19 protein-coding genes and 1 pseudogene are annotated in these 23,166 nt (G+C 44.5%); 1 reads left to right on the top strand and 19 read right to left on the bottom strand.

The window, feature by feature from the left end; all coding sequences use genetic code 11:
- Nucleotides 1-40: 40 nt before the first annotated feature.
- From OCV70_RS10065 to OCV70_RS10085, 5 genes are all read right to left on the bottom strand, one after another.
- Nucleotides 41-1,057 (bottom strand): D-alanyl-D-alanine carboxypeptidase family protein, encoded by a 1,017-nt coding sequence (locus tag OCV70_RS10065; protein WP_195588167.1) that lies wholly within the window; start codon nt 1,055-1,057, stop codon nt 41-43.
- A 274-nt stretch (nt 1,058-1,331) separates the two neighbouring features.
- The gene (locus OCV70_RS10070; RefSeq protein WP_243280831.1) at nt 1,332-3,779 is read right to left on the bottom strand and encodes a glycoside hydrolase family 3 protein; all 2,448 of its coding nucleotides are present in this window, start codon (nt 3,777-3,779) and stop codon (nt 1,332-1,334) included.
- A 32-nt stretch (nt 3,780-3,811) separates the two neighbouring features.
- A complete protein-coding gene (locus OCV70_RS10075) occupies nt 3,812-4,654 on the bottom strand; it encodes a carbohydrate ABC transporter permease (RefSeq protein WP_117852970.1) in 843 nt (280 codons plus the stop codon).
- Complete coding sequence (locus OCV70_RS10080) at nt 4,651-5,607, bottom strand: carbohydrate ABC transporter permease (protein ID WP_021924715.1); 957 nt, start codon at nt 5,605-5,607, stop codon at nt 4,651-4,653. The genes OCV70_RS10075 and OCV70_RS10080 overlap by 4 nt, the downstream gene beginning before the upstream one ends.
- Before the next feature lie 92 nt (nt 5,608-5,699).
- A complete protein-coding gene (locus tag OCV70_RS10085; protein WP_470256012.1) occupies nt 5,700-7,025 on the bottom strand; it encodes a carbohydrate ABC transporter substrate-binding protein in 1,326 nt (441 codons plus the stop codon).
- Between the two features lie 203 nt (nt 7,026-7,228).
- Here OCV70_RS10085 and OCV70_RS10090 point away from each other — a divergent pair, with 203 nt between their 5' ends.
- Nucleotides 7,229-7,969, top strand: coding sequence for a helix-turn-helix domain-containing protein (locus tag OCV70_RS10090; RefSeq protein WP_195588165.1), 741 nt, complete (start codon nt 7,229-7,231; stop codon nt 7,967-7,969).
- Between the two features lie 80 nt (nt 7,970-8,049).
- Here OCV70_RS10090 and OCV70_RS10095 read toward each other — a convergent pair whose 3' ends face one another.
- The 14 genes and pseudogenes from OCV70_RS10095 to OCV70_RS10155 all read right to left on the bottom strand — a co-directional run bounded on the left by OCV70_RS10095 (nt 8,050) and on the right by OCV70_RS10155 (nt 23,149).
- Nucleotides 8,050-10,830: a GH36-type glycosyl hydrolase domain-containing protein gene (locus tag OCV70_RS10095; protein ID WP_195588164.1), complete on the bottom strand. Its 2,781-nt coding sequence runs from the start codon at nt 10,828-10,830 to the stop codon at nt 8,050-8,052.
- Nucleotides 10,831-10,865: 35 nt separating this feature from the next.
- Entirely contained in the window at nt 10,866-13,283 is a 2,418-nt protein-coding gene (locus OCV70_RS10100; RefSeq protein ID WP_195588163.1) for a glycoside hydrolase family 94 protein, read from the bottom strand.
- 181 nt (nt 13,284-13,464) lie between these two features.
- A complete protein-coding gene (gene rplA / locus OCV70_RS10105; RefSeq protein WP_173767444.1) occupies nt 13,465-14,157 on the bottom strand; it encodes a 50S ribosomal protein L1 in 693 nt (230 codons plus the stop codon).
- A 56-nt stretch (nt 14,158-14,213) separates the two neighbouring features.
- A complete protein-coding gene (gene rplK, locus OCV70_RS10110; protein ID WP_117852954.1) occupies nt 14,214-14,639 on the bottom strand; it encodes a 50S ribosomal protein L11 in 426 nt (141 codons plus the stop codon).
- 68 nt (nt 14,640-14,707) lie between these two features.
- Complete coding sequence (nusG, locus tag OCV70_RS10115; RefSeq protein ID WP_117852952.1) at nt 14,708-15,223, bottom strand: transcription termination/antitermination protein NusG; 516 nt, start codon at nt 15,221-15,223, stop codon at nt 14,708-14,710.
- Nucleotides 15,224-15,239: 16 nt separating this feature from the next.
- Nucleotides 15,240-15,464: a preprotein translocase subunit SecE gene (secE, locus tag OCV70_RS10120; RefSeq protein ID WP_117852949.1), complete on the bottom strand. Its 225-nt coding sequence runs from the start codon at nt 15,462-15,464 to the stop codon at nt 15,240-15,242.
- A 25-nt stretch (nt 15,465-15,489) separates the two neighbouring features.
- Nucleotides 15,490-15,639 (bottom strand): 50S ribosomal protein L33, encoded by a 150-nt coding sequence (gene rpmG, locus OCV70_RS10125; protein ID WP_117853039.1) that lies wholly within the window; start codon nt 15,637-15,639, stop codon nt 15,490-15,492.
- 355 nt (nt 15,640-15,994) lie between these two features.
- Nucleotides 15,995-16,981: an ABC transporter ATP-binding protein gene (locus OCV70_RS10130; RefSeq protein ID WP_117852947.1), complete on the bottom strand. Its 987-nt coding sequence runs from the start codon at nt 16,979-16,981 to the stop codon at nt 15,995-15,997.
- A complete protein-coding gene (locus OCV70_RS10135; protein WP_117852945.1) occupies nt 16,981-17,949 on the bottom strand; it encodes an ABC transporter ATP-binding protein in 969 nt (322 codons plus the stop codon). The genes OCV70_RS10130 and OCV70_RS10135 overlap by 1 nt, the downstream gene beginning before the upstream one ends.
- Before the next feature lie 159 nt (nt 17,950-18,108).
- Nucleotides 18,109-19,689 (bottom strand): ABC transporter substrate-binding protein, encoded by a 1,581-nt coding sequence (locus OCV70_RS10140; RefSeq protein WP_262579674.1) that lies wholly within the window; start codon nt 19,687-19,689, stop codon nt 18,109-18,111.
- A 157-nt stretch (nt 19,690-19,846) separates the two neighbouring features.
- Nucleotides 19,847-19,969, bottom strand: a pseudogene (locus OCV70_RS19760) (DUF6783 domain-containing protein); the annotation flags it as partial.
- Nucleotides 19,970-20,007: 38 nt separating this feature from the next.
- Complete coding sequence (gene opp4C / locus OCV70_RS10145) at nt 20,008-20,877, bottom strand: oligopeptide ABC transporter permease (RefSeq protein ID WP_021925640.1); 870 nt, start codon at nt 20,875-20,877, stop codon at nt 20,008-20,010.
- A 20-nt stretch (nt 20,878-20,897) separates the two neighbouring features.
- On the bottom strand, nt 20,898-21,854 hold the full coding sequence (locus OCV70_RS10150) for an ABC transporter permease (RefSeq protein WP_262579675.1): 957 nt from the start codon (nt 21,852-21,854) through the stop codon (nt 20,898-20,900).
- A complete protein-coding gene (locus tag OCV70_RS10155) occupies nt 21,851-23,149 on the bottom strand; it encodes an L-cysteine desulfidase family protein (protein ID WP_262579676.1) in 1,299 nt (432 codons plus the stop codon). Before OCV70_RS10155 ends, OCV70_RS10150 begins: the two co-directional genes overlap by 4 nt.
- Between the last annotated feature and the right edge of the window lie 17 nt (nt 23,150-23,166).

The following is a 23,166-nucleotide window of genomic DNA, read 5'->3' on the forward strand; positions in this document are numbered from 1 at the left end:
AAATAGGACAGCCCCGCAAAAAGGCTGCCCTATTTTAAATTTACTTTTTTTCCGCCACTGCTTCCCCAAGTCGATTATAAAGGGTCTTCGCATCCTGAATGTGCGGAATTCCCGTGGCATCTGCGGCTGCGCCTGCCGTAACCAGTATATACTCTCTGTCATAAATCTGAGCGAAGCTTGCCAGGCAATGTCCTGCCTCAGAGGTATAGCCTGTCTTGCCGCCCAGGACTTCTCCGCCGATAACACTGGTATCTGACATATTCTTAAACATAGTACTATAATAAGTAATCCCATCGGGATGCACATTTGTACCGGGAGTGGAATGGAAATGACTTTCAATCACATCACAAAATGTTTCATTATGCAAAGCATACCTAAGCAGCAGTGCAATGTCATAAGCCGTGCTGTAATGCTCCGGATCATGAAGCCCTGTGCAGTCCACGAAATTGGTGTTCTTCATTCCAATGGTTTTTGCCTTCTGATTCATCTTCTCCACAAATGCCTTTTCTGATCCAGACACCTCATCTGCTAACGCCAGACAACACTCAGCTCCTGACGGCAAAATCACTCCATACACCAGATCCCGGATCCGAACCTCCTCCCCAGGCTGAAAGCCCGCCTGTGTGGCATCCTGCCCGTTTAAGGTATAGAAAATGTCTTCACTTAGTGTAATTTTTCTGTCCAAATCAGAAAATGTCTCCAATGCCACAATTGCCGTCATAATCTTTGTCATTGAGGCCGGATAGATCCGTTCCTCTCCATTTAGATTGCCGATTATCTTTCCGCTTTTTGCGTCCATCAAAATTACATTTGAGCTATTCACGCCCATCACATCCAATTTCTTTACAGGCGGCCCGTCAAAATACCCTGCAAGTCCGATTACTCTGGCCTTCAGCCCTCTTTCCCAGCAAAAAGCGCCTGCCAGCAAAAGCAAAATTATAACTTCTATTAACGCACTCACCAGAATCCGCCGTCTCTGCTGCTTTCTTTTCTTTCTGCTCCTGGTATTTCTTCTCTTCCCAGAATCTCTGCCGCTTCTACCCCTATATTCTGCCACAGCAAAGCACCACCTTTCCTCTAGAGCATGCAGGTTGCAGAAATGATTTTTCAAACAGGCTCTAGATATACTTCCTATCCTACCACACCTTCCTCTATAATTTCTATAAAAAACTTATGTTTTCCACCCATAATCATATCTTCTGATAACAGACTTGAATAAACATATACTCAATGATCACCTAAAGAATAACTAAAAAATCGCTGCAATGTCTGTCTCTTCAGGCATTGCAGCGATTTTATCTCCTAATCTGTTAATAGCAGTAATATATTTTTTATAACTTTTCAATCAACTGTAAAATTCTTCTCGCACACATACGGATTTCTTCTTCGGAAAGCTTGCCGCTTCTATATGCTTCCAGAATATTTCTGTGATCATTTTCATTTCCTGGCATGATAATATCATTTCCAGCAGCTGCACATTTCCATGGAATACTTCCATCCTCGGGCACTGTAGTATTCCAGTCTGACATGATCACGCCGTCAAATCCCCACTCATTGCGTACAATTGTGGTACATAGATCCTTACTGTTTGCAGCATGTATTCCATTTACCAGGTTATATGATGACATAATTGCTGCTGGTTTGCTTTCTTTTACTGCAATTTCAAAACCACGGCAGTAAATCTCACGAAGAGTTCTTTCAGAAAGATGTACATCTACCCCCATACGATTGTCTTCCTGATTGTTACATGCAAAATGCTTAATGGTCACGCCGCATCCGGCTTTACTTTGAACTCCTTTGGAAACAGCTGCAGCCAGGCTACCTGCAAGAAGCGGGTCCTCGGAATAATATTCAAAATTTCTTCCGCACAGAGGATTTCTGTGAATATTCATCCCTGGAGCCAACCACAGATTTACGCCGAATTCTTCCATTTCCTCTGCAACAGCTACGCCGAATTCTCTTAACAGTTCCTGATTCCAGGACTGTGCCAAAGCGGTGCCAACGGGAAAAGCTGTACAATACTGATAATACATATCTGCATTTTCATGAGGCTTTTGTGTTATCAGAAATCCATTTTCCAGAGATCCAAGAACACCAATTCCATAAACAGAATCTGTCTTGCGGTCCACCTCATAGCTTCTCTGCAGCCGGACACCAGCGGGTCCATCTGCCATAATCAGTACCGGAACCCCATATTTCTCATAAAGTGCTTCTGAGGTTTCGCCAGCAGAACCGGGCACCTTAATTCCTGCTGCTCCCAGATTGCTGCTAATGCCCCCTGTGTTTCCGCATAAAAGCGGAATCATCTCTTCCACAGGCAGCTCGTCTGCAAGGGATTCCAGTGTCTTTTCACAGCATTCTTGCTTTTCTTTTTGGGTTTTCCCAAAAACTCCAGTCAGGCATAAATCTTCAAACTGTACAGACGGAATATCATGATTTCCAGCTTTCTTCTGCGTTTCTTCTGAGTTTACAATGTATGATCTCTCCAGGACTCCGGTTAACTCTGCTGCCGTTTCCAGCTTCCGGGTCTTCTCCAGAACAGTATCCCCGTTCACTTTTACAAGCGCTTCCAGTTTCAGATTGTCCGAACTGTTTCCAATCCACAATTCATAGTTTCCGGCTTCTACGATCCAGGCATGATCCTCTTCAAAAAAGCTTGCAAGGGCTTTTCCCTCAATCAGGATCCTTACCTGCTGTTTTTCTCCGGGCTTTAATACATTTGTTTTTGCATATCCAACCAGACGATGATGTTCTTTCTCCAATCTGCCATGAGGAAGCACAGCATAAATCTGCACAACTTCACTTCCCGAAAATCTGCTTCCAGTGTTTTCTACAGATACGTTTACCTCAATCTTGTCCTGATCGATTTCAATACCGCAGAACTGAATTTCAAAATCCGTATAAGAAAGGCCAAAGCCAAAAGGAAACAGCGGCTTGACGCCAAAGCTGTCAAAATACCGATAGCCTATATAAATTCCTTCTTTGTATTCTTCCAGTTCCAGATTTCCATTCAAATAACTGAAATTTTCTGCAAATGGCATATCTGCATATTTTTTTGCCCAGGTTGTGGTAAGCTTTCCGCTTGGAACCGCTTCTCCAAGAAGAATACGGGCAACCGCACGTCCGCCTTCCTGTCCAAGCTGGGAAATATTAAAGATACCTTTTATCCACTGCGTTTTTTCCAAAATGTCTGTAAGCTCTACAGGGCCGCCTGCATTTATAAGGAGGATAATAGGTACCTGTCTGCTGTTCAGAAAAAGGATATCTTCCTCTTCTCTCTCACTAAGATAATAATCACCTTTTTCCAGGCGGCGGTCTTTTCCCTCACCGGAAATGCGGCTGATCACATAAACAGCGGCACTTGCCCCCTCAATATCTTTTTCAGATACAGGACGCCCCTCCGGCATAATAAACGGATTGGAGGCATACGCATCAAAAGGATTATCTACATGCTTTGCTTCCTCAAGAATCTTTTCTTTCCATATAAGTCTCGCTTCCTGATAGCGATGTTCATAATTATCCAGCCAGTCCCTGCTGGTAATCTGAATTCCGGATTCTGCCATTCCTTCGTAAATGGTAATATTCTGTCTGTTATTTACATCTCCGGAACCAATTCCCCCTTTGACGGTTTTATCTGCACCGCTTCCCAAAAGGGCAATCGGTGCAAATAATGGAAGGGGAAGAATATTTTCGTTTTTCAGCAGAACTATGCATTCTTCTGCCGCAAGCTCAGCAAAAGAGCTATGGCTCTTCTCGCGTTCAGAAATTTCAGGATTCATAGTCCCGCTGCGTTTAAACCTGGCAAATGCCATTATTCCTTAACTCCACCAAGGGTAACACCTGCAATAATATATTTAGAAAGAAGCAAGTATACAATAATGATCGGCACAATGGCAACTGTGATCATCATGTAGATTTTACCCATATCAAAGTTCATATAATCGGCTCCACGAAGGGTAGCAATCAAAATCGGCACTGTCATTTTATTCTTGGACTGGATGATCAGGGCCGGTACAAAGTAGTTATTCCAGGAACCAACAAATGTGAAAATTGCCTGAACCGCAATGGCTGGTTTCATAATCGGAATCACGATACGGTTAAAGGTATGAAATTCTCCGGAGCCGTCAATTCTGGCTGCCTCTACAAGAGAAAGCGGCAGAGAGGACTGCAGGTAGCTGTACATGAAATAGAATACAGCCGGGGAAGCAATAGACGGAATAATCAGCGGCAGAAGGGAATCATATAATCCCATCTTTGTAACCAGGCGAAGGAAGCCCATTGCAGTTACCTGAGTAGGCATTACAAGGATTGCCATAATAAATGTAAATGCTGCTTTTCTTGCCTTAAACTCATAAGCATAAAGACCATATGCAGTAAGGGAAGAAAAATAAGTACACAGCACTGCACTGCATCCAGATACCACTATACTGTTTAAAATACCGCGGAACATAGGAAAGCTTCCATCATTTGCCACATTTTTCAGGTTTTCCAGAAAATTTTTTCCAGGAAGGGCAGAGAAGCCTTTCTGCAGATCTGCATGAGATCTGGTTGCATTAATAATCAGTACGTAAAAGAAAAACAGACACATAAAGGACAAAAGAATCAGTACGATATGTGCGAAAACTGTTCTGAAGCTACTTCCTGTTTTTTTCATCCTCTTAATCTTCTCCTTTCTTCTTTAGCACGTTTCTTAGCTGCTTTTTTGGATCCATCCGGATCATTGTCATTTGTCATACGGTATACAAAGAAGCACAGGATACCGCTGACAATAAACAGGTAAACAGATAATGCACCGGCCATACCATAGTTCTTACTCTTCAGGTGGCTGTTCAGGAACATGATCAGTGTCATAGAAGTTCTATCCGGATTACCCTGTCCGTTTGTGAGAATCTGAGGTACATCGAACATCTGAAGACCACCGATAATGGAAGTAATCAGTGTATAGGAAAGAATCGGGCGGATCAGCGGCAGTGTAATATAAAAGAAACGCTGAATGCTGTTGCAGCCGTCCAGATCAGATGCCTCGAATACATCCATGCTAATACCCATAACTGCAGCCATCAGCATAATAGTTGTATTGCCAAACCACATCAAAAAATTCATAAATCCAATCAGAGACCTTGTACCAAATACAGAACCCATAAAATCAATAGGAGCCTTAATCCAGCCAAGAGACATAAGAATGGAATTCACAGGTCCGTTTGTGGAAAACATGGTAAAAAACAAAAGGGCAAATGCAGATGCCATAATCAGGTTTGGCAGATAAATAACAACTTTAAAAAACTGTTTTCCTCGTATTTTCAGACGTGCATCTGTAAACCAGGCTGCCAGAACCAACGCAATCACAATCTGCGGCACAAATCCGATCAGCCACAGAATCAGAGTGTTTGCTCCGTACTTAAACATATCGGATTTCAGCAGACTGATGTAATTTTCCATACCAATAAAATTCGGTCCGATTTCCTTGATTCCGGAACGGAAATATTCAAAGAAGCTGTAGCGAACTGTATCAACCAACGGAATTAAAGAAAAAATAAAATAGATTATAAAAAAAGGAAGAATAAACAGGTAACCCCATTTTCCGTAATTAATGCTTTTTTTCTTCATAACTGCTCTCCTTTACATACAATCCGCAGGCGAAGAAGCCTGCATAGTTCGATTCTCCGCCTGCGTTGGATTGCCTTACACGATATCCACTTTTATTCCGGCCATATTACCTCAGAAATCTCAGGATAACGCTCTTTAATAGCAGTCTCAAAGTTTGCCTTTGCTTTATCAAAGTCAACATTTCCCTGGAAATAATCACTGAAGGAGTTCTGGATAAGCTCTACACATCCCTGATCATATGCAGAAAGCGGTGCAATCTTAATGTTCTCTGCAACAGGTGCAAAATATGCAAATGGGTTCTGTCCGCCAAGGAACTCAGAAGAGAAGTTTGCATCATCAGTAGCTGCTTCTGCCATACCACTCTTTGTATTTGTGAAGTCTGAATAATCCTCAGAAATCTTTAACAGGTTGTCTTTGTCTGCAGTCATAGCAAGGATAATGTCTTTTGCATGCTCTGGATTATCAGTACCTGTTGCTGCATGAATGTAAGAACCGCCCCAATTGTATTCCTGCGGAGGATTTGTAACTGCCCATGAGCCTGCATCGCCATCCCAGTTTGGACTTAATGTAAAGTCGATTCCCCATGCCGGAAACAGAAATGCAAATACTTTTGACTGGGAGCCCATAGCTTTGTTCCAGTCATCGTTCCACTGTCCTTTTACAGTCGAGTTAAGGTAACCTGCATCCAGCCACTCTTTTGAATCATTTACCCAATCCATAATCTTCTGGTCAACTGTAATGGTTGTCTCACCAGGCTGTACCCAGGACTGTGCGATGCTGTTTCCATATAAACGGAAGGTATCTGCATAAGAAGAAAATGTGTAGTAACCTTTCTCCTTCAGTTGAGCAGCAGTCTCTTTCATTGTATCCCAGTCTTTTACTTTCTCGCCTACTTCTGCCGGATCATCTGTTCCAAAGACTTCTTTTGCAATATCACGACGGTATACCAGGGTTCCTGGGCAGCACTGCCATGTAGAACCTCTCTGTACTCCGTCAGAGTCAGAAGCAGTTGTTCTTGTGAAATCGTACTGATCTGCAAGATCTGTATCCGGGTCAATTCCAAGATCTGTAAGCGGCATTGCTACATCAGCATCTTTATCTGTATATTTGAAAACATAGTCTGTTTCTGACAGGAAAATATCTACCTTATCATCTGCAGAAGCATCAGCCTGGTTTAACAGTGCCTCGTCAAGTTTCTGCTGGTAAACACCATCCTGATTTGGATTTATGATCCAGTGGATCTCAGTTCCGTCCTTTAAGGTTGTAACGGTTCCGTCACTGGATGTAGACTCAACTTCCGGATAAATTGCTTCCAGACGGGTACGGAACTCATCATTCCAGGAATAGATGTTGATAACCTTTCCTTCTTCAGATTCTGCATGGCATACAACAGTTGCACTCATGCCGGTGACTGCCATAACTGCTGTTAATAACACAGCTACTGCTCTTTTTTTCATATAAATTTTCCTCCTTTTTAAGCATTTTTTAATGCTGTATCTCTTTGGTAAAATAAATATATCATTTTTGTTTTTGACATTATATTATTTCTCTTAACAAAATATCAGATTCGTGTCATAATATAAAAAAATGACACATTTATTTCTATCCGGGAGGGCTTTACATGACAATGTCTAAAGACTGGTATAATACCGAATTTGAAGAAAACGAACTGGAGTCCAAGCACCGTCCGCCTTCTGTTGAATATTCCTTTTATACAGCTGTGAAAACCGGTGACATGGAAACAGTTCTCCAAAACTGCAATGCAAATTCTTTTACTCATCTGGAAGGAACGGGCATACTTTCCAGAAATGCGGTTACCAATCTTAAATACCACTTTGTAGTTACTGCAGCCATGCTCACCAGATACTGCATTGACGGCGGAATGGAATCGGAACAGGCCTACCGCCTCAGTGACTTTTATATTCTGAAAATGGACTCCTGCACTACCCAGCAGCAGATTGCAGACCTTCATCATATTATGGCAAAGGATTTTACCGGGAAAATGGCTCTGCAGAAAAAAAGCTCTGTGCTTTCCAAACCTGTCATGCAGTGCGTAGATTATATTTATACCCATATCAAAGAACGTATTACCATCGAAGATCTTGCCTGCTACACCGGTCTTTCCCAGAATTACCTTTCCAGGGTGTTCAAGCAAAATCTGGGAATTTCCATCAGTGACTACATACGGGAACAGAAAATAGAAAAGGCAACCCACCTTCTGCGTTATTCGGATAAATCCGTAGTGGATATTGCCAACTACCTTTCCTTTTCTTCCCAAAGTCATTTTATACAGGTATTTGAGAATTTCACAGGTCTGACACCCAAGAAATACCGGGATAAATATTATAAATCCATGTGGTGATCTGACCGCCATTTCTGCAGAAAATTATTGGGGACGGAGTTTTCCGGCTTAAAAAGCCAGAAAACTCCGTCCCCAATGGTTTATTTTAGAATAATATTGATTTCATGTACTTTTTCCAGTTCCAGTTTTTCAATTTCCGAACGCATCAGACGAGCCTTCCGTCCTGTTTCTGCCAGAAGCGTTATTCCGTCACAGAACGCTTCTCTAATCTGTACTTCATTCCATTCTTTTTTCTCTCTATTAAAGATATGGATGGCAAATTTCTTTCCGGCAAATTCCATTTCCAGAGAAGCCTTTCCTTCCTGGTCATACTGCTCCGGCATAAGTGCAGGTGCGATTACCATGTCTCCCAGCTGACCTTTTACACCAAAAACCTCTGTAATCATAGTCAGCATATACCAGCTGGCAGCTCCGGTAAGGTATGCATATAACCCCCGTCCCTGATTATCAAAGTATTCAGGAATTCCAGGATACATTTTACTGCGGTCAAAATCCATTGCAGTATCCAACAGTGTCCGAAGAACCTTATAGCCTTCTCTGGCATGACCGGTTTTATACAATGCATTTGCATACATAACTGCCATATGGGAAAAGACTGCACCATTTTCCTTTTCGCCGTATGCAAATCCAAACATTCTTCCCAGATCAAATTTTTCTTCCTTGAAATCTGTGTTCAGACGATAGCCACCAGCGTTCCTGTCATACAGATATGCATCTGCACCTTTGCAGATTGCCTGTATCTGCTGATTTGTGGCAGTACCGCTCATAATGGCAAATACCTGACCGGTAAGCATCATCCGCACGCTGTTCTTCGCACAGGCGTTATTTCCAGCTTCGTCTGGAACTGCACTGTATTCTACCTTTCTTCCGTGGTTGTCATAATATCCGTTAAACCATCCCTTGTCCCCATCCTGAATCCATTCGTTTTTCCGGATGTTTTCCATCAGCCAGTCTGCTTTTTCTTCCAGATTTCTGCACACCTTTTCCAGGGAAAGCACAACCTTATTTCCGCTTAAATTATGGGCACTCAGATCTGTATACTGTTTCAGGATCTGCAGTTTTTCCTTCGGACTTTCATACAACTGTTTTCCATAAGCAAACAGACATTCCATTTCTTCAGCAAGCTCAATCTTATTGATTCCCTGAACACGTTCCAGTTCCCTTAGTACGTGAGCAATCTCCTTCAGATTTCCTGCATAAGCACAGGTAAAGGCAACACTCTCGCCCTTTTCCCAGGCCATATCCATGGCATCATTCCAGTCTGCTCCATGCAGGCGCATTTCGTTATGCTCTCCCACGTCAAAGAAAGCGCAGAGATTCTGCAGAAGGATATGCTCCAGAACAGTTCCATAATACACTTCCGCATTGTCTGTTTTCTGCCAGTTACCATAGCTGCTGTTCCACTCCTGGTCATGATCGGTTCCGCGTTTTGACTGAAAGTCCTTAAAATATGGAATCTTTTCAAACAGAATATCAAAGTCCCCGGTCTGATCCAGATATAATTTTGTAGTTACAAATGGCCAGAAGCTGTGATCCATCCACACACGGGTAATGTTATTCCTGTCTGCAATAAATTCACCCTGACTGCTTCCGATAATTGTGGCATTTGTCCCATCAATACGAACCCCACCATAATTATCTACGATCATCTGTCTTACATCCGAAGGCTCCATGATCAAAAGCGCAAGACAATCCTGCCACAAATCGCGCCATCCACGGCCGCCCTTCCCATAATCATGATAGGGAAGGAAGGAACAGCCGTAAATTCTTCTGAGAATCGGCTGGAAGCAGATCCATTTCAGATAATTATCCACATCACTATTTCCAGTTTCAAATGCTACATTTACCTTTTGAATCCAATGTTCTTTTACTTCTTCAAGCATTTTTTGCACCTGAAGCTTTGTTCTGCAGCCGGAGGTCAGCAACGCAATACTGTCAGATGTTTTTGTGGTGCCGCTTAACAAAATGTAGCCAGCTGCTTCTTTTGGCTTCAGCGTTTTTCTGCTGAACCGGAGACCGCCCACTGCCTCTTTTCCTTGGATTTTTGTTCCAGCGGTTTTACCTGGCTTATTTGTTCTGACAGCTTCCGGATTTAGGAAAGTGCCCCCTTCACCAATAAAAGCCTCTACGGTAGGGTAAAAGCTTTCCGGCTTCTCTCCATTCTCAGCAGAACCATATACAAAATAAGTAGTGTTATTTTTCTGGTGTCCGCGCTCATCAAAAGACAGAACCGGCTTCACTTCTACTCCATACTCAGTTGTCTGAATCCGATGGAGCAGGGAAGTAACATGGCGGTGATCACGCAGGTTATCCGCACTTCTTCCATACACAGGAATTACACCAATTGGCACGACCTCTACATCTTTATCAGAAATATTTGTGATTTCCACATATTCTACTTCCATATCACCGGAAATAGTGACAAAAGAGGTTACCTCAGCTTGAAGGCCATATTTTTCTGATCTGCGGGAAAGCTTCTGCCACATAAAACCGGCTTCCAACACGCTTTCTTCCTGTTTCTCTGTAAATTTTTCAAATTCCTGTTCTGCTGAATTTCCGCAGACAGACCAGCAGCCCAGAAGCTGTGGATTTATCCCCCGAGAAAGTTCATTCGTCTCATCAGAAGCCTTATATACCCGGCACCAGAAGTTTCTGGTATTTCGGTTATTATGCAGGTTCTCAATACTTACAGGTTCAAGAAGAAAATGATTCTGATCTGTTTTGCTATCTCCTCCAAGATTAGGGGTAATACTGGATTTCAGCCCTTTTTCTCCTGCCAGCGGCAGATATAGTCCACTATAATTTTCCGGATTATGAATGATAAAGGTTCCTTTTTTATCCTGAAATTCTATATGTTTCATCTGAGTTTCTCCCTTTCTGCCAAAATATATCAAATTTAGGAAAGATACAATTCAATCTCAGTTTCAGTAGTCAGCTTATCCTGCGGAATATAGTTGTCCTTTAATTCCTCGCCATTTACTGTAAGCTTCTTAAATCCGCTTTCTGCATGTCCCGGATTTTTCACTTTAATATGCAGGTGACAGCCACGGAAGTCCTTTTCAACCTCAAAGCCATCCCATTCTTTCGGAATAGACGGCGCAATGCGAAGACCATAGAAATCAGGACGCATTCCCAGAATACCTTCCACGCATCCCACCATAACAGTAGATGCAGTTCCGGTAAGCCAGTGCACATGAGAGCGGCCAAAATTCGGGCTTGCTTTTCCCTCTGTAAACTGACCATAGCAATATGGCTCAAGTCTGCGGATTTCAGCTTTATCATTCTGTGCAGCCGGAGCATTTTCCATGAAGTAGCCAAATGCTCTTTCTCCATGTCCCATTAATGCTTCCGCAAGAATGATCCATCCCTGCGACTGGGAAAAGATACCTGCATTTTCTTTTGTTCCTGCATTATAAATTACTGCCAGTGCACCGTCAAAAGCATGTGCATGATATGGCGGATCCATAAGAATAGCTCCATACTCTGTATTCAGTCTTTCATAAACCTGCTCAAGTGCCAGTTCTGCCTGTTCCTTTGTTGCAAGACCGCTGATCACTGCCCAGCTCTGAGGGTTCAGCCACATATTTGCTTCCGGGTCTATACGCTGTCCGATTACTTCACCTGCTTCTGTAAATCCGCGGATAAATCGGTCCTCATCCCAGCAAAGCTCTTCGATCAGTTTGCCAAGCTCCTCCTGGCTTTTTTCCAAATATGCAATATAAGCCTCATCCTTTTCGTATGCTGCAAACTCTTTCAGGATAGTCATTGCATAATAAAACTGCAGAGCTACAAATGTAGATTCCCCATCTTTTCCAAGTCTCAGGCAATCATTCCAGTCTGCATAAAGACCAGCCGGCAGTCCATGCTTTCCAAGGTGCTCCATTGAGAACTGAATGGCACGTTTCAGGTGCTCATATACAGTTCCTTCATCTTTATTTGCAAAGGGGATTACTTCATCAATAAAATCTACGTTTCCTGTCTCTGATACATATTTATATACAGTTGGGAACAACCATAAAGCATCATCTGCACGATATGCAGGATGACCTGTTTCCTGTACATAAGAAGCATCATCCGGTGTATCCTCATGTCCCGGATTATGGGTAAACTTAACAAGCGGAAGTCCGCCGCCATTATCCACCTGTGCGGAAAGCATAAATCGAATCTTATCTGCCGCCATTTCCGGAGCCAGATGAATCACCCCCTGGATATCCTGTACTGTGTCACGGTATCCATATCCGTTGCGCAGACCGCAGTAAGTAAAGGATGCTGCTCTTGACCAGATAAATGTCATAAAGCAGTTATATGCATTCCATGTATTGATCATGGTATTAAATTCACTGCTTGGAGTTTTAATCTGAAAGTGGGAAAGCTTTTCATGCCAGTAATGGATCAGTTCTTCCAGCTCTTTTTTGCAGATCTGCTGGCAGTCCTTATCATAACGGGCTGTAATTTCTGCGGCCTCGTCATCATTTTTCATGCCAACGAGGAAAGCCAGCTCTTTCTTTTCTCCCGGGGCAAGCTTCACTACAGCAGTCAGTGCGCCGCAGCTATTCTCATTGTAGTTTCCCTCACAGTTTAGTTTGCCTTCCATAACCCCTACCGGATTTCCATATCCGTGGTATCTTCCCAGGAACGCTTCTTTTTCACCGCACCAGGAATCCACCGGCACACCAGCTAATCCCAGGAAACGATTCGTTACATCCTTATTATCAACCTTTTCACCCTCATCAAGACGATCCAGATTTGCATGGATCATCTGACGAACACGGTTTCCTCTGAAAACAGTGCGTGTAATATACTGGGAATACTGCAGGTTTACCTGATCCTGTTCATAATTACTGTTGTTGGTAAATTCCGCATATCCAGTCACGCTGATCTCACGTTCCCGGTCAGAACAGTTCTCTACGCAAAGACTCCATACCTCATGGGACTGTCCCAGTGGTACATAATATCGAACCTCAGAATGGATTCCGCTATAATCAGTCAGCATCTTGGTGTAAGCTGTACCATGATGGCATTCGCATTTATATTCCTCCAGAGCCTTTCCTACCGGCTGCCAGGATGTTGACCAGAAATCCTTTGTTTCATTATCTCTCAGATAAATATATCTTCCCGGCTCATCAAACTGGTTAAAAACATAACGTAAAATTCTTCCGTTAGCTCCAGATTTTGCAAAGCTGTATCCACCTGCATTATTAGACACGATTGCACCATATTCCGGATCTCCTAAATAATTTACCCATGGCGCCGGTGTATCTGGTCTCGTGATCACATACTCCCGTTTCTCATCATCAAAATATCCGTAGTTCATACCTGCACACTCCCTCTTAGCCCTTATAACGGCTGCTGTTTTCTCATATCATACCTCATATAATGAAAAGCATATACAAAAACTCACTATAAAATATCAAAATCGTGACATAGGAAGACAGTTCCCCGCCCACGCAAAAAGAGCACCCACCTTACGGTGAATGCTCTTCTCATTTCATCTATTAAGCTAATTTGATCGGGTTGATCTTCACACCAGGTCCCATTGTCGGAGCGATAACAACGCTCTTTAAATACTGTCCTTTCAGTGTGCTAGGTCTAGCCTTTGCAATAGCTCCAATCAGCGTCTGGAAGTTGTCGCTTAACTGCTCCTCAGTAAAGGAAGCTTTACCGATCGGCACATGGATAATGTTTGATTTGTCAAGACGATACTCAATCTTACCAGCTTTGATATCATTAACAGCTTTTGTAACATCCATTGTTACTGTACCAGCCTTCGGGTTTGGCATTAAACCTTTCGGTCCAAGTACACGACCAAGACGTCCAACAACACCCATCATGTCTGGAGTTGCAACAACAACGTCAAAGTCAAGCCATCCTTCGTTCTGGATCTTCGGGATAAGATCCTCAGCGCCTACAAAGTCAGCGCCTGCTGCCTTAGCTTCCTCAGCCTTCGCATCCTTAGCAAATACAAGAACGCGAACTTTTTTACCAGTACCGTGCGGCAGAACAACTGCTCCACGGATCTGCTGATCTGCATGACGTCCATCGCAGCCTGTGCGGATATGAACTTCGATAGTCTCGTCAAATTTAGCTACAGCAGCTTTTTTAACTAAGCTGATAGCTTCGTTAGTATCGTATAATGTTGCGCGGTCTACTGCCTTAGCAGCTTCCACGTATTTCTTTCCTCGTTTCATTTCTATAACCTCCTGTGGTATTTGCGGGGAAAAGCCCTCCCACTTACTATTTGTGATTAATCAACTACTTCAATTCCCATACTTCTTGCAGTACCAGCAATCATGCTTGCTGCTGCTTCGATGGATGCTGCATTTAAGTCTTTCATCTTAAGCTGAGCGATTTCCTCAACCTGAGCCTTTGTAACTTTAGCAACTTTTGTTTTGTTCGGTACGCCGGAACCGGATTTGATGTTTGCAGCTTTCTTAAGAAGAACTGCAGCCGGCGGAGTCTTGGTTATGAAGCTGAAACTTCTGTCTGCATAAACAGTGATTACTACAGGAATGATCATACCATCCTGATCAGCTGTTCTTGCGTTGAACTCTTTTGTAAACTGAACGATATTTACACCGTGCTGTCCAAGAGCCGGACCTACAGGTGGTGCTGGAGTTGCTTTACCAGCGGGAATCTGTAATTTGATATATCCTGTTACTTTCTTTGCCATTTTCGGCACCTCCTATGTGGTATTGGCGGGGGTATGTCCCTCCCACGATATTGTGTTACCTTTGTCTGTTACATTTTCTGAACTTCTGCGAAACTGATCACAACCGGTGTTTCGCGTCCAAACATCTCTACATTGATCGTTACAAGCTGCTTCTGCGGATTGATCGCAGTAACAACGCCTGTAGTCTCTTTCCAGGCTCCGCCTGTTACTACAACAGTATCGCCCTCAGCGAAATCTACGCGGACAGTCTCATCTTTGATGCCCAGCGGTTTCATTTCTTCTTCTGTGAGCGGTACAGGCTTGGATCCCGGACCAACAAAACCAGTCACTCCACGTGTATTCCGGACAACATACCAGGTATCGTCGTTCATGACCATGTTGATAAGAACATAGCTTGGGAACATTTTTCTCTGAACCTGTTTGGAAACGCCGTTACGCATCTCCACAACGTCTTCCAGAGGAACCCGTACTTCCAGAATCTGATCCTCAAGATGTCGGTTTTCAATTGTCTTCTCAATGTTGGCCTTTACCTTGTTCTCATAACCGGAATAGGTATGGACAACGTACCATTTTGCTTCTGACATACAATCACCTTTGTCCTTATTTGATTAAAAGATTAATGCATTCCAGAATGCCTGCATCCATCACACTGATGATCACACCGAGAATTACGGTTATGACAATAACAACAACTGACTGTTTCATCAGTGTCTCGCGGTCTGTCCAGACAATTTTATTGAACTCTGCCTTCAGCCCCTGGAACCAGGATTTCTTAGATTCCTTAGCCTTGGCGGTCTTGCCTGCAGATTTCTCTTTTTCTTGCATAGCCTAACCTCACAATCTAAAGTGACTATTTTGTTTCCTTGTGCATTGTGTGTCTCTGGCAGAACTTACAATATTTCTTGGTTTCCATTCTCTCAGGATGGTTCTTTTTCTCCTTGGTCATATTGTAGTTACGCTGCTTGCACTCTGTACATGCTAATGTAATCCTAACGCGCACAACTTCCACCTCCAGTGTTTTCATTTGCATGGTCTTAAATCCAGCCTCTTCGGTGTATCCGCCACCATTTTTCGGCATAAAAAAAAGACCTAACTTCCATGTCGCTTGTACAGTTTACCACACAGCAGACATATCCGTCAAGTCTTTTGCATATAATTCTTATGTTTTTTTATGGCATTTCGTTACTGTTCACTGGTAACATTCCGCGAGGTGTTTTTTGTGAACAAAGTTCACAGAAAACCCGAGAATTGCAGCGCGAAATCATGCGAATGCATGATTTCTGTGCATCGCGAAGCGTGTTACTGATCACGGAGTGAACAGTAACGGCATTTCTGCCGCCCGCTTCGCCTTATTATCACATTAATTCTTCAGCTCTGTGACAGGCCACCTGATGTCCTTTTTCCATCTGGCGAAGCACTGGAATTTCCTGTTTGCAGCGGTCTGTTGCGTATGGACAGCGGGTATGGAACTTACATCCTGAAGGCGGGTTGTAAGCGCTTGGCACATCCCCCTGCAGAATGATGCGTTGGCGTTTCTTTTTCACATCCGGAAGCGGAATGGCGGAAAGAAGCGCTTTGGTATAGGGATGCATAGGATTGGAATAAAGCTGGGCTTTTTCAGCAACTTCTGCCACACTTCCAAGATACATAACTGCAATGCGGTCGCTGATGTGGCGGACCACGCTTAAGTCATGGGAAATAAACAGATAAGTCAGATTTTTCTTCTGCTGCATATTTCTCATCAGATTCAGCACCTGGGCACGGACCGATACATCCAGAGCGGATACCGCCTCGTCACAGACAACAAATTCCGGATTCAGGATCAGTGCCCTTGCGATTCCAATTCGCTGTCTCTGTCCGCCGGAGAACTCGTGGGGGAAACGGTTCAGGTACTGTTTGTCAAGTCCAACCTCCTGAAGGATCTCTTCCACCATTTCCCTGCGCTCTGCTTTGGTGCCGATCTTATATACCTCAAGAGGCGCACTGATCAGATCGTAAACCGTCATTCTTGGATTCAGGGAGCTGTATGGATCCTGGAAAATGATCTGCAGCTTCCGGCGCATTTCCCACATTTTTTTCTTGTCATAGGTAAGAATGTCTTCCCCGTTATAAAGTACCTGTCCTTCTGTTGCAGGAATCAGGCGGAGAATGGTTCTGCCAAGAGTGGATTTTCCGCAGCCGGACTCTCCTACCAGACCCAGGGTCTCTCCTTTATTTACAGTAAGGCTTACATGGTCTACCGCTTTTACCTGGGCTGGCTGACGGTTCAGAAGACCTTTTTTCCCTGTAAAATATTTGGATAAATTTTTTGTTTCCAACAAAATGTTCGTGTTCTCGCTCATTATTTCTCACCCTCGTATCTGAAGCAGCTTACCAGAGAATTCTCTGCGTGGTAAACGCCAGGTTTTTCTGTCATGCAGCGCGGATTTCCATAAGGACATCTGGGAGCAAATCTGCAGCCGGACGGCATGGCATCCGGTGCAGGCACGGTACCCTCGATGGTATTCAGCATTTCCACATCCTCGTCAAGTCTTGGAATGGAATTCAGAAGTCCCTGTGTGTAGGGATGCTTCGGTCTTTCAAAAATATCCTCAATGCTGCCGTATTCCACAGCCTTGCCTGCATAAAGCACAAGCACATCATCCGCAGTCTCTGCAACTACGCCCATATCGTGGGTGATGAGCATGATCGCGGTTCCCATTTTTTCCCGGAGCTCGCACATCAGCTCCAGGATCTGTGCCTGGATGGTTACGTCCAGCGCTGTGGTGGGCTCGTCCGCGATCAGAAGGCGCGGCTCGCAGGAAACAGCCATGGCGATCATGACTCTCTGGCGCATACCTCCGGAAAGCTGATGAGGATATTCCTTCATTCGTTTCTCCGGTGCTGCGATCCCAACACGTTTCAGAACATCCACAGCCCTTGTCCAGGCTTCCTTTTTATTGCAGTTCTGGTGAAGCATGATCGGCTCCATCAGCTGGTTTCCAATGGTCAGGGTAGGATTCAGGGCTGTCATAGGATCCTGGAAGATCATTGCAATATCATTTCCCCGGATCTTACACATTTCCTTCTCCGGAAGCCCTACCAGTTCCTTTCCATCCAGCTTAATGCTGCCGCCGGAAATCCGGGCGTTGCTGCCAAGAAGCTGAAGAATGGACATGGAGGTAACGCTTTTGCCGCAGCCGGATTCTCCTACGATTCCAAGGATTCTGCCTTTTTCTATGGAAAAGCTTACGCCGTCAACGGCTGTATTAATGCCTTTTTTGGTTTGAAACTGTACCTGTAAATTCTCTACGGAAAGCAAAGATGCCATAGTTGTACTCCTTTTTTCTTATTACTGTAAGTGAACCATCACTTTTCTGTTCCTGAAATCCGCCAGATATGAGAATCACCTTTTCAGCCGCCACATTCTCACGCCTGGCGGGTTTCAGGAACATAAGCCATAAAGGCTTATGTCCTTTTCCCCTGTTTCTTATTCTTTATCCCACTCCCAGGAAGACCAGTTCAGTCCGTTGAAGTCTGCAACATTCAGGTTCTTCATGCTCTTATTGTAGGCAGTGAGAAGGTTCTTTGTATATAAGTATCCCATAGCTGCTTTTTCCACAACTTTTTCCTGATACTCGTCAAAGTATGGTTTTCTTGTTTCAAAAGTAAGCTCAGCATTTCCCTTGTCGATAAGATCTGAAAGCTCTGTGTCCTGAAGCTGGCAGAAGTTGCAGGAGCTTCCCGGATAGATCATCTCACGGCTTTCACTTGGATCCAGAGTTCCGCCGGAACCGATAATTCCAAGATCATGCTCGCCGTCTAACATGCGACTCATCAGTGTTGCAAAGTCCATCTGCTCAATCTGTACCTGCACACCTACGTTTGCGAAATCCTGTACGATCAGGGCTGCACATCTCTCTGTGATGCTGCTTCCGGAGGAAATGAAGAATTTCAGTGTCTGTCCTGCCGGGAAACCAGCCTCTGCAAGCATTTCTTTTGCTTTTTCAGGATCGTACTGAACCTGTACTTTATCATTATAATATGGGCTTACCGGAGCGATCGGAGTCATGATCGGAGTTCCCTCACCCATAAGAAGACCATTTACCAGTACATCACGGTTAATTGCCATATTCAGTGCCTGACGAACTTCCTGAGTCAGATATTCCTTCTGAGTATTGAAGATCAAGGTAGAATATGAAGTGGTAGGAATAGACTCTGTTACCAGATTATCCTGGGATTTGGCTGTTTCCCAGTCATCTGTCAGTACGGAACCAAATCCAATCATGTCAAGCTCACCGTTCATAAGACCGGAAAGAACGTTTGCAGACGGTACCACACGGATAATAAGACGATCAATATTCGGAGCTCCAAGATAATAATTTTCATTCTTTGTAAACTCCATACGCTCGCCGTTAATCTCACTGTCATAGATAAATGGACCGGAGCCAACCGGGTTTGCCCAAAGATCAGGAGCATTGATCTCTTCTGCTGTTTTACCCTCAAACACATGCTTCGGAATGATGAAAACAGTGTCTATATCCTGAAGGAAGGTATCCGGGTACATAGCCTCTTTTAATTTGAAGGTTACTTCGTATTCGCTATCTGCAGTTACTTCAATAGAATCCTCGGAAAGCTCTGCACCGGACTCATCTACACCTGCAATATATTCCAGATGATAACGGCTCTTTGCCTCTACAGAAGGATCTGAATACATCTGATAGCTAAATACAACATCCTCTGCTGTTACAGGCTCGCCATCAGACCATACTGCATCCTCATGAAGCTTGAAGGTTACTGCATCACTGGCATCATTTACTGTCCATGACTGGGCAAGACGTCCCTCGATGGTGCCGTCTGCGTTTGTCTGTGTCAGACGGTCATAAATCTGGTCACAAATAAAACGGGTGTAATTGCTGGTGGTGTTCAGCGGCATCATGGTATCCCATGCCTGATCCATTGCTGCAGTTACCACTTTTTCTTCTGTCTCAGCTGCTGCCGGAACGGCATAAGCTGCAACCATGCTTCCAGCAAGAAGAAGAGCTGCCGCTTTTTTCATGTTGAGTTTCATATGTTTCCTCCTTTTTTCCTTCAGTCAGGGCTTCTGCCGCTGTCCGCATTGCGTTCAGCAACTGTTTTTCCCCGGCATATGTATTATAAAAGTCTCTGCCAGAGCATGTTTGAAAAAGGCTTTCTGCAAGATGTGCGTCACAATTTGTGGGAGATTTTACCCGGATGAGGGCGTCGTAGCGTGCTACGACAACCGAATTCGGGTGAAATATACCGCAAAGTAGGGCGTGCAGATTGCAGGAATGATTTTTTAAACAGGCTCTAATGTGCCATAAGCCCATGACAGCTTACTTTTATTTCATAAGGTGTGTAAACTATATTACAGCTTGATCTTCGGGTCCAGGGCATCGCGGATACCGTCACCCAGGAAGTTAATGCTCAGTACTGTGATCAGAAGGGCAAGTCCCGGCGGGAGCCAGATCCATAACTTCTGGGAAAGCACAGTGATGGACTGTGCGTCATAGAGCATATTTCCCCAGCTTGCTCCCGGCGGCTGCACGCCCATTCCCAGGAAGCTTAAGGATGATTCGGAAAGGATGGCGCTTGCCATCTGGAATGTGATCGCGATCAGAATCGGGGCAAAGGAGTTTGGAAGAACATACTTTGTCACGATTTTGAAATTAGAAGTTCCAATTGCTCTTGCAGATTCCACGTATTCTTTTTCCGATACAGAAAGTACATTGGCATAGATCAGTCTGGCAAACTGTGTCCATCCCAGAACACCAATTACGCAGGTTACAGACCACACAGATGGTCCCAGAACTGCAACCAGTACCAGGATCAATACAATTGACGGGAAAGACATGAAAATATCTGCAATTCGCATAATAATTGCTTCTGCCTTTCCTCTCGCATAACCAGCCACCAGTCCAAGGGGAACGCCGATGGCACAGCTGATCAGCGTGGAAACAAAACCAACCAGCAGAGAGGTTCTTCCGCCATACATCAGACGGGCAAAAACATCTCGGCCAATAGCATCTGTTCCCAGAATATGTGCCCCGCTTGGTGCCGCGGAAAAGGCGGTATAGTCAGATGTGTAGGGATCCAGGTTCAGGATAATGGGGAGAAAAACCACCATCAAAATCTCCAGAATGAGAACCACCAGACCTGCCATAGCCATTTTATGTTCTTTCAGTTTATCAAGTACCTCGGAAAGATAGCTTACATTTTCGTTTTTCTGTTTTTTCATTTCTTTTCTTCTATCCTCCCTTATTTATAGCTGATTCGCGGATCCAGGATGCCGTACGCCACATCAGTAAGAATGTTTGCGATCAGAACTGCCGCCGCAATCATAACGGTAACACCCATAATAACCGGATAATCTCTTCCGTTGATGGCAGTTACCATAAGGGAACCGATTCCTGGCCAGCCGAAAACCTGCTCCGTTACGACTGCTCCTCCTACAATAGAAGGAATGGACATGCCTACTACTGTAACAACCGGAGTGAGGGCGTTTTTCAGGGCGTGCTTCATGATTACCTTCCATTTTCCAAGACCTTTGGACTTGGCGGTACGGATGTAATCGTCCTGCATAACCTCAAGCATACTGCTTCGCATATGCCTTACCCAGCCTCCGATCTGCTGGAAGGAAAGCACCAGGCATGGCAGGATCATATGCTTCATCAGATCTCCAAAGGTACGTGCTCCGCTGGAACTGTACATTCCACCAGATGGCAGAATCTGGAATACAATAGCAAACAGGTAAATAAATACCAGACCAACAAAGAAGTTGGGCGTTGCCATCATCAGCATGGAAAGTCCGCCGGAGAAATAATCTCTTTTTGAGTTCGGCTTGGATGCCGCAAAAATTCCAAGAGGAATCGATGCCACCAAAGAAAGCAGAATAGAGCTTGCAGCCAGGATTGCAGTGGCTGGAAGTCTCTCCAGGATCATTGTGGCAACCGGCCTTTGTGTACTGTAGGAAAATCCAAGATTTCCTGTAAGCAGCTGTTTCAGCCATGTAAAATACTGAACGATCACCGGCTGATCCAGTCCCAGTGCCACACGTTTACGCTCCAGCTCTGCGGGAGTGATTCCCGGGTCTGCCAGAAGCGCATCCAACGGAGAACCTGGTGCAAGGTTCAGAATGAAATACGCCAGTATGGTGATTCCGAAAAAAGTGGGAATGGCGATCAGTATTCTTTTTAATATGTATTTCAATCTCATAATGCTTTCATCTCATCTCCTTTTCCAACCATGATCCGGATGATTTCCTTGTCCGTCTCGCACATTCCTTCTTTTGCAAGCTGACCTACATTCCGGATGGTATTTTCTACGCCGTGGGTGACGATTCCGTCCCCGCCATAAAACTGCTGTCCCTGTATGTACATTTCATAGCCCATGATTCCAGCATCCACAGCTGCGGAAATTTTGGCTGCACAGGATGCCTTGGCTCCGTCGCAGATGATTCCGGAAACGATTGCCAGGGAATTGACGATGGTGTGGGCGATAACTTTATAGTCCCCGCCGTAAAGATAAGCAATTCCGGCACCGCTTCCGCAGCCTGCACTTACCGCACCGCAGTAAGCGGAAAGGGTTCCAATTCCGGTTTTCAGGTGAATGGTCACAAGATTGGACAGCACCAGGGCACGGAGCATTTTGTCATGGGAAACCTGCAGTTCCTTTGCAAATTCAATAACCGGAATGCTGGCGGTCATTCCCTGATTGCCGCTTCCCGAATTGATCACTACCGGAAGCTCACAGCCATTCATTCTGGCATCTGAGCCTGCTGCCGCCTTGGCTCTGGCGCGGATCTTGATGTTATCGCCGTAGGTGTGCAGAAGCACTTTTCCGATATTGGCACCGTAATTGCCGCGCAGGCCTTCCTCGGAAATGGCCATGTTGTAGCGGATCTGGCGTTCCAGAACTTCCCGCACATCTTCCACATCTACTGTGTTGGCGAAATCAATGATGTCTTCTATATTTAATACAGAATGATCCGTTTTAATTTCTTTCTCTTCTGAACAGACGTCTTTTGTGAAAATGGGCTGTCCGTTTTTCTCTACAAGAATAATGTTGGTGTGATTGTCTATGATCCGCACGCGGGCATTTCCGTTCCTGCCGGAAACGGTCACATCAATTTCAAACACATGACCGGAGGAAGCTGGCGTGATTTTCAGCTTTACCTGATCCATGTACGTCTTGATTTCTTCTTTCTGTGCTGGTGTTACCCCGGCGATTACTTCCAGAAGAGCCTGCGCGTCTCCTGCGATCACGCCTGCACACAGTGCAGCTGCGATTCCGCGCATTCCGCCTGTGTTTGGAACGATTACGCTTTTTACGTTCTTGATAATGTTCCCGCTTACCTGGATGTCCAGCTCATCGGGCAGACAGCCAAGAGTTTCTCTTGCCACTGCTCCTGCGTAGGCGATGGCGATTGGTTCCGTGCAGCCCATTGCGGGAATCAGTTCTTCTTCCAGGATTTTTACATAATCCTGATATTTTTCATCACTTTTCAGCAATGTTTTGTCCTCTCTTT

The organism is Blautia acetigignens, assembly GCF_025566865.1.
GTDB lineage: Bacteria > Bacillota > Clostridia > Lachnospirales > Lachnospiraceae > Blautia_A > Blautia_A acetigignens.